Here is a 12,979-nt window from a genome sequence, read left to right as displayed (position 1 = left end):
CCTCAAACATTGCGCAGGCCCTCGGTGGTGCGGCCATAGATCTGTTCGTGGCAGGTGATGGCGAAGCGATCGGTCATGCCCGCGATGTAATCGGCAATGTGGCGGCTGCGATCGGGCTCGAAACGCGGCAGCGTGTCGATCCACTCCTCGTCCATCAGCACCGGTTCCTGCGAATAGGCCGCGAAGAGCTCGGCGATCACGGCGCGGGCGCGCCGCGCGGTCTCGACCTGCTCGGGATGGTAATACAACTTTTCGTACATGAAGCGCTTGAAGCCGCGCTCGGCCTCGCCCAGCTCGGGCGAGAAGGCAGCGGTGGCCCGGCCGGCGCCGCGCACGTCGCCCACGTCGGCCATGCCCGCGACGCGCCGTCGGGTTTCGGCGATGAGATCGTTGACCATGAAGCCGATCTGGCTGCGGATCAGCTCGGCCAGCTGGCGGTCGCGCGGCGCCAGGGGATAGCGCCGCTCGACCTCGGCCCAGTGATCGGCGACGAAGGGATGGGCCAGCAGCTCGTCAAGATCGAGGAAGCCGGCGCGCAGGCCATCGTCGATATCGTGATTGTCATAGGCGATATCGTCGGACAGCGAAGCGATCTGCGCTTCCAGCGAAGGCCAGGTGGCCAGATCGAGCGGGTATTCCGCGTCGAGCCCGGCCAGCGCCCAGTTCGGCTGGGCCACCGGCCCGTTGTGCTTGGCCAGGCCCTCCAGCGTCTCCCAGGTGAGGTTGAGCCCGTCATGCTCGCAATAGGGCGATTCGATCCGCATCAGCGTGCGCAGGCAATGGGCATTGTGATCGAAGCCGCCGCGCCGGTCGAGCGCGGCTTTCAGCGCTTCCTCGCCGGCATGGCCGAACGGGGCGTGGCCGATGTCGTGGGCCAGCGCCAGCGCCTCGGTCAGATCCTCGTCCAGCCCCAGCGTGCGGGCGATCACGCGCGCGATCTGCGCCACTTCCAGGCTGTGCGTCAGCCGCACCCGGTAATGATCGCCGTCGGGCGCGATGAACACTTGCGTCTTGTAGCGCAGGCGGCGGAACGCGATCGAATGGATGATCCGGTCCCGATCGCGCTGATAAGCGCTGCGCGGTCCGCGCGCGAGCGCGTTTTCCAGCGGGAATTCGCGTCCGCGCGTCCGTTCCGGGTCAGAGGCGTAGGGGGCGAGTGCCAAGTCAGCCCTCACCCAGGATCCAGTCGACCGCCGCATCGGCATGGATGCGCGTGCAATCGAAGATCGGCAGCACATTGGCATCGACATCGACGATCATCTCAAGCTCGGTACAGCCCAGCACGATCGCTTCGGCGCCTTCCTGCCCCAGCGTGGTGATGATCGTCTTCAGCTCGCGCTCGGACTGGCGCGTCGCCTTGCCCAGCATCAGCTCGTCATAGATGATCCGGTCAAGCGTCTCGACCCGCGCCAGGCTGGGCGGCAGCAGCTCGATATCGCGCGCGATCAGCTTCTGCCGGTAGAAGGTATCGAGCATGACGTTGCGCGTGCCGAGCAGCGCCGCGCGCTTCGCCCCCTGCCGGACCATGCGTTCAGCAACGCATTCGGCGATGTGGAGCAGCGGCACCGCCACCGCATCGGCCACCGCATCATAGACCTTGTGCATCGAATTGGCGCCGATGAGGATCGCGGTGGCGCCGGCGGCTTCAAGCCGGCGGGCCGATTCGGCCAGCACGTCGCTGGCGTGCTGCCAGTCCTCCGCGCTGGAAAGCCGCATCAGGCTGGCGGCATCCAGGCTTTCGATCACCATCGGCGCGCTGGCCGTGGCGCCCGCGCGCGCCTGCACGCCGCGATTGATGTATTCGTAGTAAGTCCGGGTGGAAAACCAGCTGAGGCCGCCGATCAGGCCGATCTTGCGCAAAATGGGGAGTCCTTTCGCAGTCTCGCTCGCCTGCCTTCCTAGCGGGCGATGCCCGTGGCGCACAAGGCGGCCGAGCTGGCCGTCACCGCAATCGCTTCCCCATCACCCACGCGGCGCACGCCGGCGATATAGGCGCCGAGCGAATGGCTTTCCCCTTCGAACCGCTGCAGCTTGTAAAGCTGGACGATGGACAGCCGCTTCACCATGCGCCGCGCCATGCAATCGGCGCGCTTGTCGGAAAGGCCGGCCTCGACCAGGGCGGAGCGCACGCGATATTCCTTGAAAGCGCGCCAGCCGCCGCCGAAAGTCAGGTAAACGCCCGCCGCCGCCAGCAGCAGGAGCAGCACGAAGCGGCGCATCAGTCCGCCAGGGCCTTGACGATTTCCTCGACCATCTTCTTGGCATCGGACAGCAGCATCATCGTCTGGTCCATGTAGAACACGTCGTTGTCGACGCCGGCATAGCCCTGCCCGCCCATCGAGCGCTTGATGAAGAAGATGGTCTTGGCCTTTTCCACATCGAACACCGGCATCCCGTAGATCGGCGAGGACTTGTCGGTCTTGGCCGCGGGGTTGACCACGTCGTTGGCGCCGATGATGAAGGCGACGTCGGTCTGGGCGAATTCGCCGTTGATGTCTTCCAGCTCGAAGACCTCGTCATAAGGGACGTTGGCCTCGGCCAGCAGCACGTTCATGTGGCCGGGCATCCGGCCGGCGACCGGGTGGATCGCGTACTTGACGCGCACGCCGTGCGCCTTGAGCTGGTCCGCCATCTCGCGCAGCACGTGCTGGGCCTGCGCCACGGCCATGCCGTAGCCGGGAATGATGATGACCTGCTCGGCCTCTTTCATCAGGAAAGCCGCGTCCTCGGCCGAGCCGCGCTTCCACGGCCGGTCTGTCTTGACCGCATCGCCGCCCCCGCCCGCCTCGGCGCCGAAGCCGCCGGCGATCACCGAGATGAAGCTGCGGTTCATCGCCCGGCACATGATGTACGACAGGATCGCGCCCGAAGCGCCGACCAGCGCGCCGGTGATGATCATCGCGGTGTTGTGCAGCGTGAAGCCCATCGCGGCGGCCGCCCAGCCCGAATAGCTGTTCAGCATCGAGACGACCACGGGCATGTCCGCCCCGCCGATCGGGATGATCAGCAGGAAGCCGATCAGGAACGAAAGCCCGACGATGGCCCAGAACAGCGCCGGCGTATCCCAGTGGAACAGGTTCACCAGCACCAGGATCGCGATCAGCGTGCCCAGGTTGATCACATGCCGCGCCGGCAACAGGATCGGCGCCCCGCTCATGTTGCCGTTGAGCTTGGCGAAAGCGATCACCGAGCCGGAAAAGGTGATCGCGCCGATGGCGACGCCCAGCCCCATCTCAAGCCGGCTGCCCTTCAGGATATCGAGCCCGCCCGGTTCCAGAATGCCGAATGCGCCGGGATTGAGATAGGCGGCGATCCCCACCAGCACCGCGGCAAGGCCGACCAGCGAGTGGAAGGCGGCGACCAGCTGCGGCATCGCCGTCATCTGGATGCGGCGAGCGATGACGAAGCCGATGCCGCCGCCGATCGCGATGGCCACCAGGATCTCGGGCAGGCTGGCGATCTCGTGCGTGATCAGCGTGGTCACGACCGCGATCAGCATCCCGGCCATGCCCAAGCGATTGCCCCGGCGCGAGGTGGCAGGCGATGACAGGCCGCGCAAGGCCAGGATGAAGCAGGCGCCGGCGACCAGATAGGCCGCCGCGACCCACGGGCTCACCTCATGGACCGCAAGCGAAGCGCCCGCCACGGCTTCGGAAGGCGCGATCGCCACTATTTGCGGTCCTTCTTCTTGTACATCGCCAGCATCCGCTCGGTCACGGCGAAGCCGCCGAAGATGTTGATGCTGGCCAGCACCACGCCGGCCAGGCCCAGCCACTTGGCCACCGGCGATCCGGCGGCGGCACCGGCAACGAGCGCGCCGACGATGATCACCGAGGAAATCGCGTTGGTCACCGCCATCAGCGGCGTGTGCAGCGCGGGCGTGACCGACCAGACGACATAATAGCCCACGAAGCAGGCCATGACGAAGATCGAGAGGATCGAGATGAAGTCCACTATGCGTCCTCCTCAGGCCAGCAGCCGCTCGTGCACGATCCTGCCGTCCCGCGTCAGCCGGATCGCGTCGCCGATTTCGGCGTCGAGCACGGGGCCGCCCGCGTCCTTGTCCCAGAACGCGGCGAGGAAGTTGAACAGGTTGCGCGCATAGAGTGCCGAAGCGTCGGCGGGCAGGTGCGCGGGGGTGTTCGAAAAGCCGATGATCGTCACGCCGTGTTTCTCGACCACCTGATCGGCCACGGTGCCTTCGACATTGCCGCCTTGCGGCGCGGCGAGATCGAAGATCACGCTGCCCGGCTTCATCGTCGCGATCTGGGCGTCGGTGATCAGGCGCGGCGCGGCGCGGCCGGGGATCAGCGCGGTGGTGATGACGATGTCCTGCCTGGCGATATGGCTGGAGACCAGATCGGCCTGCGCCTTCTGGTATTCCTCTGACATCTCGGTGGCATAGCCGCCCGTGCCCTCACCCTCGATGCCGGCGACGTTCTCGACGAAGATCGGCTTGGCCCCCAGCGAGAGGATCTGCTCTTTCGTCGCCGCGCGCACGTCGGTCGCGGAAACTTGCGCGCCCAGGCGGCGCGCGGTGGCGATCGCCTGGAGCCCGGCCACGCCCACGCCCATGATGAAGACCCGGGCCGCCGCGATCGTCCCGGCGGCGGTCATCATCATCGGAAAGGCGCGGCCATAGACGTCGGCCGCCGCGAGCACGGCCTTGTAGCCGGCCAGGTTCGATTGCGAGGAGAGGATATCCATCGTCTGCGCGCGAGTGATGCGCGGCATGAACTCCATCGCCAGCGCTTCCAGCCCGGCGGCGGCGTAAGCCTCGATCCGCGCGCGCCGGGCGAAGGGATCGAGCGCGGCGACGATCCAGGCGCCGGGCTTCACGCCCGCGAGCAGGTCAGGCTCGGGCCCCTGCACGCCGAACACGATATCCGCGCCCGCCACCACCTCGGCGGCATCGCCGATCACGGCGCCGGCGGCGCGATAATCGTCATCGGGGATCGAGGCGCGCACGCCCGCCCCGGCCTCTATCGCCACGCTCGCGCCCAGCGCGACAAGCTTCCTGACCGTCTCGGGCGAGGCCGAGACGCGCGTTTCCCCGGCCGCACGCTCCTTCAGAACGGCGATTCGCCGGCCTGACGGCATGACCGGCTCAGGCAATCAGGAAAACGACGAATGCCGTGGCGCAAACAGCCGCGATGGTGCCGATCTTCAGCAGCGTGAGAAAGCCGCTGTAAGTATCATTAGCCGCCTTCATGTCGTTGCCCGATGCCATGAAATCATTCCCCACACGTGTCTGACCGTCGATGGCACGCCTCTAGCCGCCCGGCCGGTTTCGCTCAAGTGCCGAGAACGCGTTTCGGCAACGCCCCTGGCGGGCATGGCAGCGCGGACCGGCTTTTCTCCCGTGCTGAAACGCATAATCCCAAACCGTCACTTAGCCTTAATCCGGTCTTTACCCCCGCGCTCTACACAGAGCCATTCCAAGACCGGGGGGCCCAAGGGCAAGCGCGAGACGATGGCGGAGCTGGACCAACGCCTGCTGATGTTGATCGACGATGAGCCGGCGCAATGCCGGCTGATCTCGGCGCTCGCCGCGCGCGAGGGCTGGCGCACGATCATCGCGCGCGATGCCGAAACCGCGATCGCCACGCTGGGCACGCGCCAGGGCATGGAACTGAACGCCATCATCCTCGATCAGTGGGTGCCGGGCGACGATGCCTGCGTGCTGATCTCCGAACTGAAATCGCGCCGCCCCGCCCTGCCCATCCTGATGCTTACCGCCAGCACATCGCCGCTGCTGGCGGTGGAAGCGATGCGCGCGGGGGCGACCGATTACCTCGTCAAGCCCGTCGCGCCCGACCGGCTGATGCAAGCGCTGCGCATGGCCACCACGCGCGAGGCCCCGCGCGACGAACTGGCACCGCTGACCGAGAAGATGCCGTCGAACCCCGATTTCGAATCGATGATCGGGGCCGCGCCCACGTTCCGCAAGGCGCTGGCGGTCGCGGCCAAGGCGGCGCGCGGCCATGGCCCCGTGCTGATCGAGGGTGAAAGCGGCACCGGCAAGGAAATGCTGATGCGCGCGATGCACGCGGCCAGCCCGCGCGCGAAGATGCCGCTGCGCTTCGTCAATGTGGGCAGCACGCCGGCCAATGCGATCGAATCGGTGCTGTTCGGGCATGAGAAAGGCGCCTTTCCCGGCGCGTTCGATCGCCAGATCGGCGCCTTGCAGCAGTGCGACGGTGCGACGCTGGCGCTCGACGAGGTCGATCGCCTGCCGCTTTCGGTGCAGGAGCGCCTGCTCGAATCGATCCGCCGCAGCGACGTGCGCCCGATCGGCGCGCGCTACAGCTTCCGCATCGACGTGCGCGTGATCGCGGCAACCAACCTGCCGCTGGGCGATCTGGTGACCGAAGGGCTGTTCCTGCGCGAGTTGCACGAAGCGCTCGCGCCGGTCACGGTCAAGCTGCCGCCGCTGCGTGAGCGGCTGGGCGATATCGCCGCGCTTTCGCGCTTCTTCCTCGCGCGCATCGGCGAGCAGCCGGGGCTGCGCGAGCTGGGCATCACCGACGGCGCGCTTTCACTGCTTTCGGCCTACGACTGGCCGGGCAATGTCCGCCAGCTTCAGGCCGTGCTGTTCCGCGCGGCGGTGTTCTGTGACGGCGATGCGCTGACTTCGGACGATTTCCCACAGCTTCTCAACATCCTTGGTCCCACGCAATCCACAGGATCATCCACACCGATGCAGGAAAGCTCGGGCGTGATGCTCTACACCGCCGACGGCAACCTGCGCCCGCTCGAAGAGATCGAGGCGGATGTCATTCGCCTAGCCATCGGGCTCTATCGCGGCCGGATGACCGAGGTGGCGCGCCGGCTCGGCATCGGGCGCTCGACGCTTTACCGCAAGCTCAGCGAACTGGGCATCGACAACGCCGCCTGAGCCGTCCAGTCTGCCTCCGACAAGGGAGGGAACCGGATGGACACCAGCGCGCGGCTCGCCGCGATCGAGGCGATCAGGCAACTCAAGGCCCGCTATTTCCGCGGCGTCGACATGGGCGACGGCGCGCTGGTGCGCTCGATCCTCGCCGAGGATTGCGTGCTCGATTACATGGGCTGCTGCACCGATCCGGTGAGCGGCGAGGATTTCATGCCGGCGATGAACGTGGTGCTGAAAGGGCGCGACGCGTGGAAGGCCGATGCCTTCGAAGGCCCGCGCATCGTCACGGTGCACCAGGGCAACGATCCCGACATCACCATCGAAAGCCCGAGTGCGGCCAGCGGCATCTGGTCGTTCACCGACCGCTTCTTCCTGCCGCCGGGCGGGCCCTATACGCGGCTGGTCGGCTGGGGCCGGTACTACGAGACCTATGAGAACAAGGGAGACGGCTGGAAGCTCAAGACCACGCGGATCGAGCGGATTCGCGTGGAAGTGAGCTGATCCGGGGGTGAGCTAGACTGGCATCTGCGCGAAATCGGTCAGCGCCGCATCGCGCAGGCCCCGCCAGACGCGCACGGCCTGCACCGTCTCGGCCACGTCATGCACGCGCAGCAGGTGAGCGCCCGCGTCCATCGCCCTGACCGCGAGAGTCAGCGAACCACCAAGCCGCTGGTGCGCCGGCGCCTCGTTCGAGAGCGCGCCGATCATCCGCTTGCGGCTGACACCCACCAGCAGCGGCGCGCCGAGCGCGTGGAACAGCGGCAGCGCGTTCATCAGCGCAAGATTGTCCGCCACCGACTTGCCGAAGCCGATACCGGGATCGAGAATGATCGCCTCGCGCGCGATGCCCGCCGCGATCGCGGCATCGCGCCGCGCCTTCAGCCAGTCGAACACGTCCAGCACGACATCGGCGTAAGCGGCATTGGCGTGCAGATCCTCGCCATCCCCCGGCGCGTGCATCAGCACCACGGGCACTTGCGCCGAAGCGGCCAGCCCCAGGCTGCGCGGATCGTGGCGCAGCGCGGACACGTCGTTCAGGATATGCGCGCCGGCATCGAGCGCGGCTTCCATCACCGCCGGGCGGCGCGTGTCCACGCTTACCGCCGCGCCCATCGCCGCCAGCCGCTCGATCGCGGGGACGACGCGCTTCAGCTCGTCGCCTTCCCACACCGCCGCCGCGCCCGGCCGGGTCGATTCGCCGCCGACGTCGATCAGCGCCGCGCCGGCTTCCAGCATCGCGGCGGCGTGGCCGTGGGCCGCCTCGGGATCATCGAGGAACCGGCCGCCGTCGGAGAAACTGTCCGGCGTGACATTGAGGATGCCCATGACTTGCGGCTGGTCGAGCCGGATCACCCGCTCGCCGCAGCGCAGCGGGGCATGGATTTGCCGCAAGGCAGCCCATTGCGCGGCCCCCTCGCCTGCCAGATCGCCGGGCAACCGCGCCAGCGCCTCGGCCATGCCGGAGGCACCCACGCGTTCGCGCGACACCACCTTGCCGCGATCGCGCACGATCAGCGCGAAGCGGCTGGCCCAGACCATGGCGCCGCCGAGACGGACGGCCTCGCCCTCCTCGCTTTGCGGACTGTCGGCGAAGGCGATCGGGCGGATGTAAAAGGATCGGGTCATGGCGCTTCTCTAGCCTTCACCACCGTCATCCTGAACTGGTTTCAGGGCCCATTGCGCGTTTGGCACCGCGGCCGGACAGCGGACAATGGCCAGTAGGCGCCTCATGCAAAGCGCTGGGCGGCGGGCACGATAGATCCTGAAACAAGTTGGCGATTATCCCCTTCGGACACGTATATCTTCCCTGGTCATCCCGGGCTCGACCCGGGATCCCGCTTTTCCTCGCTACTTCGGCAGAAGGCAGCGGGGCCCCGGATCAAGTCCGGGGCGACGAATGAGTTTACCTGTCAGAAGGGGATAATCGCCAAACAAGTTCAGGATGATGAGGGACGGTGGCGATGGCGCGTGAGAACGATCAGCGTCCGCGAAGCTCAGGGTTCGGTCGCCAGCAGGTAGAGCTGGCGGATGGCGTCCACCGGCTTCACCTCGCCCTGGTGCTCGATGTGCCAGAAGGTCCAGCCATTGCACGAAGGCGCGCCCTGGAGCTTGGCGCCAAGGCCGTGGATCGAGCCGTCGGCATCGCCCGAAACCAGCGATCCGTCGGCCCGCACCGTGGCGCGATGGCGGCCCTTGCGATCGAACACTTGCGTGCCCGCCGCGATCCAGCCGGTCTCGACCAGGAGGCCGAACGCCACCTTGGGCGCGGTCCGGGCGCTCTGCATGGTCTTGAGCGAGCTTTCGTCGAGCGGCAGCGCCATCTCGATCCGCTCGCGCGCGACATCGCGATAGACCGGCTCGCGCTCGCAGCCGATCCATTCGCGGCCCAGCCGGCGCGCGACCGCGCCCGTGGTGCCGGTGCCGAAGAAGGGATCGAGCACGACATCGCCCTTGTTGGTCGTCGCCAGCATGACGCGATAGAGCAGCGCTTCGGGCTTTTGCGTCGGGTGCGCCTTGGCCCCGCCCTTGCGGATGCGTTCCTGCCCGCCGCAGATCGGCAGCACCCAGTCGGACCGCATCTGCAATTCGTCGTTCAGCGTCTTCATCGCGCGGTAATTGAAGGTGTAGCGCGCCTTCTCGCCCATCGAGGCCCAGATCAGCGTTTCATGCGCGTTGGTAAAGCGCGTGCCCTTGAAATTGGGCATGGGGTTCGCCTTGCGCCAGACGATGTCGTTGAGGATCCAGAAGCCCATGTCTTGCAGGATCGCGCCGACGCGGAAGATGTTGTGATAGCTGCCGATCACCCAGAGCGAACCGTCCGGCTTCAGCACGCGGCGCGCCTCGGCCAGCCAGGCGCGGGTGAAGGCGTCATAGGCGGCGAAGCTGTCGAACTTGTCCCAGTCCTGCGTTACGGCATCGACATGGCTGCCATCCGGGCGGGCAAGGTCGCCGCCCAGTTGCAGGTTGTAGGGCGGATCGGCGAAGACCATGTCCACCGATGCCGAAGGCAGCGCGCGCATCGCCTCGATGCAATCGCCGTCCAGGATTTGCCCCAGCGGCAGCGGCGGACGCGCCGCCATGGCAGGCGCGTGCTCACGCGTCCGTTCCTTCAATGCCACCCGATCCATGCGCACTCCAGTTCCCCCGTTACGCGCACAGGGTGAGTCTTCCGGGACTCGCCGTCAAGTCGCGACTCGCCGGGAATCCTGACGATTCGTGCCGGAATGGCGATCAGTGGGCGCGGAACGGAACGAGTCCGACACCAGATATGGTTCCTGGCCTGTCTTTATGGACTCAACATCTGGTGGTGTGTCCGCGCGGACTCGCGGCCGGAAAAATTTATCCGGCGATCGGCGGCAAGCCCGGATCGATCCCGGTCATCTCCACCGAGACGTCCCACAGCCGCCGCGCGAAGCGCGGATCGCGCGCCGCCGCCGTCCGGCGCGCGGGGCCTGAAGGACCGGCGAATTCGAGGAAGCGCTGCGGTCCATAGTAACCGCCCGGCTCCACCGGGCCCGCCGCCGCCTGCAGCGAGGGCCAGGCGCCCTGGGCGGCGGTGTTGAACAGCAGCCCGGCCAGCGGGAAGAGGACGCGGAACAGGCCCGCATGGCGGCTGAGGTCAGTCCGCGCGAGGCCGGGGTGGCAGGATACGGCCGTGACCGGCGATCCGGCCGCGCGCAGCCGCCGGTCCAGCTCGAAGGCATGGAGCAGGTTGGCCAGCTTGCTCGCCGAATAGCGTTGCGTGCGGTGGTAGCCGCGCCGCGCATCGAGATCGTCCCAGTCGATCCTGCCGCCCCGGTGCGCGAGGCTGGCGGTGGTGACGACGCGCGATCCGGCGGTTTCGGCAAGCTTGGGCAGCAGCAGCCCGGTTAGCGCGAAGGTGGCCAGGTGATTGACGCCCCATTGCAGCTCATGCCCCTGCTTCGTGCGCTGGAGCGGCGGGAACATCACGCCCGCGTTGTTCAGCAGCACGTCGATCCGGGGTTCCCGCAAGGCGTGGTCGGCGCAGGCACGCACGCTGTCGAGATCGGCCTGGTCAAGCGGCAGGAAGGCCAGATCGGCCGCCGGGGTTTCGGCCCGGATCCGCGCCATCGCGGCGCGCGCCTTGTCCTCGTTGCGGCAGGCCATGAGCACGCGCCCGCCCCGTGCCGCGAGCACGGCGGCCGCCGCGAAGCCGAGCCCGGTGTTCGATCCGGTGACGAGGAAGCACTTGCCCGACTGGTCGGGCACGTCCTGGTCGGTAAATCCGCTCAAAGCCGCATCTCCAGTTGCGCGACCGGCGCGAAGCTGCGCCGGTGGTGCGGCGTCGGCCCATGGCGGCGCAACGCGGTCAGGTGCTCGGGCGTGCCATAGCCGGCATTGCGTTCCCAGCCATAATGCGGGTGTGCCTCGGCCAGTTCGCGCATCAGCCGGTCACGATGTTCCTTGGCGATGATCGAGGCGGCCGAGATCGCCGGCTCCAGGGCATCGCCGCCAACGATCGCGCGCGCCTCCCAGCACCAGTCGGCGCAGCGGCCGGCGGGCGTCATGTTGCCGTCCACCAGCACTTGCGCGGGGGCCTGCCCGATCCTCTCGCACAGGCCGCGCACCGCCAGCGTCATCGCCAGCATGGTCGCGCCGAAGATGTTGAGCCGGTCGATCGCTTCGACATCGACCACGCCCACGGCCCAGTGGCACCGTCGCTTGATCGCCTCTTCCAGCACCGCGCGCCGGGACCGGGAAAGCTTCTTCGAATCGTCGAGCCCCGCCGGCCGGGGCTTGCACAGGAGCACCGCCGCGGCGACAACCGGCCCGGCGAGGGGCCCGCGCCCCGCTTCGTCGACACCGATCACCGGGCCGGCAAGGCCGCTGGCACCAAGGCCGCTTTTTTGCGTTAGGACAGGCATGACCATTTTCCGCATTCTCACGCTCGTATCGCCGCTCCCCATCGCGCTCGCAAGCTGCGGCGCCGCCGCGCCGGGGGATAAGGCCGCCCCGCAGGACGCGGCCGCGCCGTTCCGGGCGGAGCCGGTGGCGCGGTTCGAAGCGCCCTGGGCGATGGATATCGACAGGGATACCGGCGTCATGCTCGTCACCGAGCGGGCGGGCGCTCTCAAGCTCGTCACGCCTGACGGCAAAATCAGCGATGTCGCCGGCGTGCCGAAAGTCGATTTCGGCGGTCAGGGCGGGCTTGGCGACGTTCGCCTGGCGCCGGGCCAGACCGGCACCACCTTCGATCGCCGCACGATCTACCTGAGTTGGGCCGAGGCCGGCGAAGGCGACACGCGCGGCGCCGCGCTGGGGCGTGGGACGATCGCTTGCGACCGGGCCATGGCCTGCGCGCTGCAAGACCTGAAAGTGATCTGGCGCCAGCAACCCAAAGTGACCGGGCGCGGGCATTATTCGCACCGCATCGCCTTCTCGCCCGATGGCCAATACCTGTTCGTCAGCTCGGGCGAGCGGCAGAAGATGGCGCCTGCGCAGGACCTGTCGAACACGCTGGGCACGATCGTGCGACTGCTGCCGGACGGCACGCCGGCACCGGGCAATCCGTTCGCGGCCAGGGGCGCGCCGGGCGACCAGATCTGGTCCTACGGCCACCGCAACGTGCTGGGCCTCGCCCTCGATCCGCAGGGGCGGCTCTGGGGCCTGGAGCACGGGCCGAAAGGGGGCGACGAGCTGAACCTGATCGAACCCGGCCGCAACTATGGCTGGCCCCTGGTGTCCGATGGCGACCATTACGACGGCACGCAGATCCCGCGCCATGCGACGCGCCCCGATCTGGCCGGGCCGGCGATAAGCTGGAACCCGGTGATCGCGCCGGGCGATTTCATCTTCTATACCGGCGACGATTTTCCCGAATGGAGGGGCGAGGCGGTGATCGCGGCGATGAAGCCGGCGGCGCTGGTGCGCGTCGCGATCACGGGCAATGGCGCCCGTGAAGTTGCCCGCTATCCGATGCCGCACCGCATCCGCGAGATCGAGCAGGGGCCGAACGGTACCTTGTGGCTGCTGGAGGACGGTCAGGAGAGCGCGACGGGCCGGCTGCTGCGGCTGATCCCCGCGACACGGTAAATCCTGTCGACAAGCCGGCGCGCGGCCCCT

Annotated in this window: 14 protein-coding genes; 3 read left to right on the top strand and 11 right to left on the bottom strand. The window is 67.8% G+C overall.

Annotated features, from left to right (window positions below; genetic code table 11):
• Positions 1-2 precede the first annotated feature (2 nt).
• From PYV00_RS20615 to PYV00_RS20585, 7 genes are read right to left on the bottom strand one after another with little or no spacing between them, the layout of a single operon-like run.
• Positions 3-1,163: a deoxyguanosinetriphosphate triphosphohydrolase gene (locus PYV00_RS20615; protein ID WP_275230203.1), complete on the bottom strand. Its 1,161-nt coding sequence runs from the start codon at positions 1,161-1,163 to the stop codon at positions 3-5.
• A gap of 1 nt (position 1,164) precedes the next feature.
• Complete coding sequence (locus tag PYV00_RS20610; protein ID WP_275230202.1) at positions 1,165-1,860, bottom strand: aspartate/glutamate racemase family protein; 696 nt, start codon at positions 1,858-1,860, stop codon at positions 1,165-1,167.
• Positions 1,861-1,898: 38 nt separating this feature from the next.
• Positions 1,899-2,219, bottom strand: coding sequence for a hypothetical protein (locus tag PYV00_RS20605; protein ID WP_342803832.1), 321 nt, complete (start codon positions 2,217-2,219; stop codon positions 1,899-1,901).
• Entirely contained in the window at positions 2,219-3,670 is a 1,452-nt protein-coding gene (locus PYV00_RS20600) for an NAD(P)(+) transhydrogenase (Re/Si-specific) subunit beta (protein ID WP_428981665.1), read from the bottom strand. The genes PYV00_RS20605 and PYV00_RS20600 overlap by 1 nt, the downstream gene beginning before the upstream one ends.
• The gene (locus tag PYV00_RS20595; protein WP_275230201.1) at positions 3,670-3,954 is read right to left on the bottom strand and encodes an NAD(P) transhydrogenase subunit alpha; all 285 of its coding nucleotides are present in this window, start codon (positions 3,952-3,954) and stop codon (positions 3,670-3,672) included. Before PYV00_RS20595 ends, PYV00_RS20600 begins: the two co-directional genes overlap by 1 nt.
• Before the next feature lie 12 nt (positions 3,955-3,966).
• Positions 3,967-5,100 carry an NAD(P) transhydrogenase subunit alpha gene (locus PYV00_RS20590; RefSeq protein WP_275230200.1) on the bottom strand — a complete coding sequence of 378 codons (1,134 nt, stop codon included), beginning with the start codon at positions 5,098-5,100 and terminating at the stop codon, positions 3,967-3,969.
• Positions 5,101-5,107: 7 nt separating this feature from the next.
• The gene (locus PYV00_RS20585; RefSeq protein ID WP_275230199.1) at positions 5,108-5,230 is read right to left on the bottom strand and encodes an aa3-type cytochrome c oxidase subunit IV; all 123 of its coding nucleotides are present in this window, start codon (positions 5,228-5,230) and stop codon (positions 5,108-5,110) included.
• Between the two features lie 243 nt (positions 5,231-5,473).
• Between PYV00_RS20585 and PYV00_RS20580 the strand changes: the two genes are divergently transcribed.
• Both PYV00_RS20580 and PYV00_RS20575 read left to right on the top strand, forming a co-directional pair.
• Positions 5,474-6,898, top strand: coding sequence for a sigma-54-dependent transcriptional regulator (locus PYV00_RS20580; RefSeq protein WP_275230198.1), 1,425 nt, complete (start codon positions 5,474-5,476; stop codon positions 6,896-6,898).
• A 36-nt stretch (positions 6,899-6,934) separates the two neighbouring features.
• Complete coding sequence (locus tag PYV00_RS20575; protein WP_275230197.1) at positions 6,935-7,396, top strand: nuclear transport factor 2 family protein; 462 nt, start codon at positions 6,935-6,937, stop codon at positions 7,394-7,396.
• A gap of 12 nt (positions 7,397-7,408) precedes the next feature.
• Here the strand turns inward: PYV00_RS20575 and folP are convergent, their stop codons facing one another.
• The 4 genes from folP to PYV00_RS20555 all read right to left on the bottom strand — a co-directional run bounded on the left by folP (position 7,409) and on the right by PYV00_RS20555 (position 11,781).
• The gene (gene folP / locus PYV00_RS20570; RefSeq protein ID WP_275230196.1) at positions 7,409-8,521 is read right to left on the bottom strand and encodes a dihydropteroate synthase; all 1,113 of its coding nucleotides are present in this window, start codon (positions 8,519-8,521) and stop codon (positions 7,409-7,411) included.
• Positions 8,522-8,889: 368 nt separating this feature from the next.
• Complete coding sequence (locus PYV00_RS20565; protein WP_428981664.1) at positions 8,890-9,975, bottom strand: site-specific DNA-methyltransferase; 1,086 nt, start codon at positions 9,973-9,975, stop codon at positions 8,890-8,892.
• A 259-nt stretch (positions 9,976-10,234) separates the two neighbouring features.
• Complete coding sequence (locus tag PYV00_RS20560) at positions 10,235-11,149, bottom strand: oxidoreductase (protein ID WP_275230194.1); 915 nt, start codon at positions 11,147-11,149, stop codon at positions 10,235-10,237.
• On the bottom strand, positions 11,146-11,781 hold the full coding sequence (locus PYV00_RS20555) for a ribonuclease HII (protein ID WP_275230193.1): 636 nt from the start codon (positions 11,779-11,781) through the stop codon (positions 11,146-11,148). The genes PYV00_RS20560 and PYV00_RS20555 overlap by 4 nt, the downstream gene beginning before the upstream one ends.
• Here PYV00_RS20555 and PYV00_RS20550 point away from each other — a divergent pair.
• Complete coding sequence (locus PYV00_RS20550; RefSeq protein ID WP_275230192.1) at positions 11,780-12,949, top strand: PQQ-dependent sugar dehydrogenase; 1,170 nt, start codon at positions 11,780-11,782, stop codon at positions 12,947-12,949. The genes PYV00_RS20555 and PYV00_RS20550 overlap by 2 nt on opposite strands.
• Positions 12,950-12,979 lie beyond the last annotated feature (30 nt).

The sequence above is a fragment of the Novosphingobium album (ex Liu et al. 2023) genome (assembly GCF_029076845.1).
Taxonomy (GTDB): domain Bacteria; phylum Pseudomonadota; class Alphaproteobacteria; order Sphingomonadales; family Sphingomonadaceae; genus Novosphingobium.
The sequence above is the reverse complement of the archived record's forward strand: the minus strand, read 5'-3'. Positions and strand labels throughout refer to the sequence as shown.

Bases quoted from the DNA above. Each gene is read 5' to 3' on its own strand.
- PYV00_RS20605 (WP_342803832.1), bottom strand. From the start codon at position 2,219: ATGCGCCGCTTCGTGCTGCTCCTGCTGCTGGCGGCGGCGGGCGTTTAC.
- PYV00_RS20590 (WP_275230200.1), bottom strand. From the start codon at position 5,100: ATGCCGTCAGGCCGGCGAATCGCCGTTCTGAAGGAGCGTGCGGCCGGG.
- PYV00_RS20585 (WP_275230199.1), bottom strand. From the start codon at position 5,230: ATGGCATCGGGCAACGACATGAAGGCGGCTAATGATACTTACAGCGGC.
- PYV00_RS20580 (WP_275230198.1), top strand. From the start codon at position 5,474: ATGGCGGAGCTGGACCAACGCCTGCTGATGTTGATCGACGATGAGCCG.
- PYV00_RS20575 (WP_275230197.1), top strand. From the start codon at position 6,935: ATGGACACCAGCGCGCGGCTCGCCGCGATCGAGGCGATCAGGCAACTC.
- folP (WP_275230196.1), bottom strand. From the start codon at position 8,521: ATGACCCGATCCTTTTACATCCGCCCGATCGCCTTCGCCGACAGTCCG.
- PYV00_RS20565 (WP_428981664.1), bottom strand. From the start codon at position 9,975: ATGGCGGCGCGTCCGCCGCTGCCGCTGGGGCAAATCCTGGACGGCGAT.
- PYV00_RS20550 (WP_275230192.1), top strand. From the start codon at position 11,780: ATGACCATTTTCCGCATTCTCACGCTCGTATCGCCGCTCCCCATCGCG.
- PYV00_RS20555 (WP_275230193.1), bottom strand. From the start codon at position 11,781: ATGCCTGTCCTAACGCAAAAAAGCGGCCTTGGTGCCAGCGGCCTTGCC.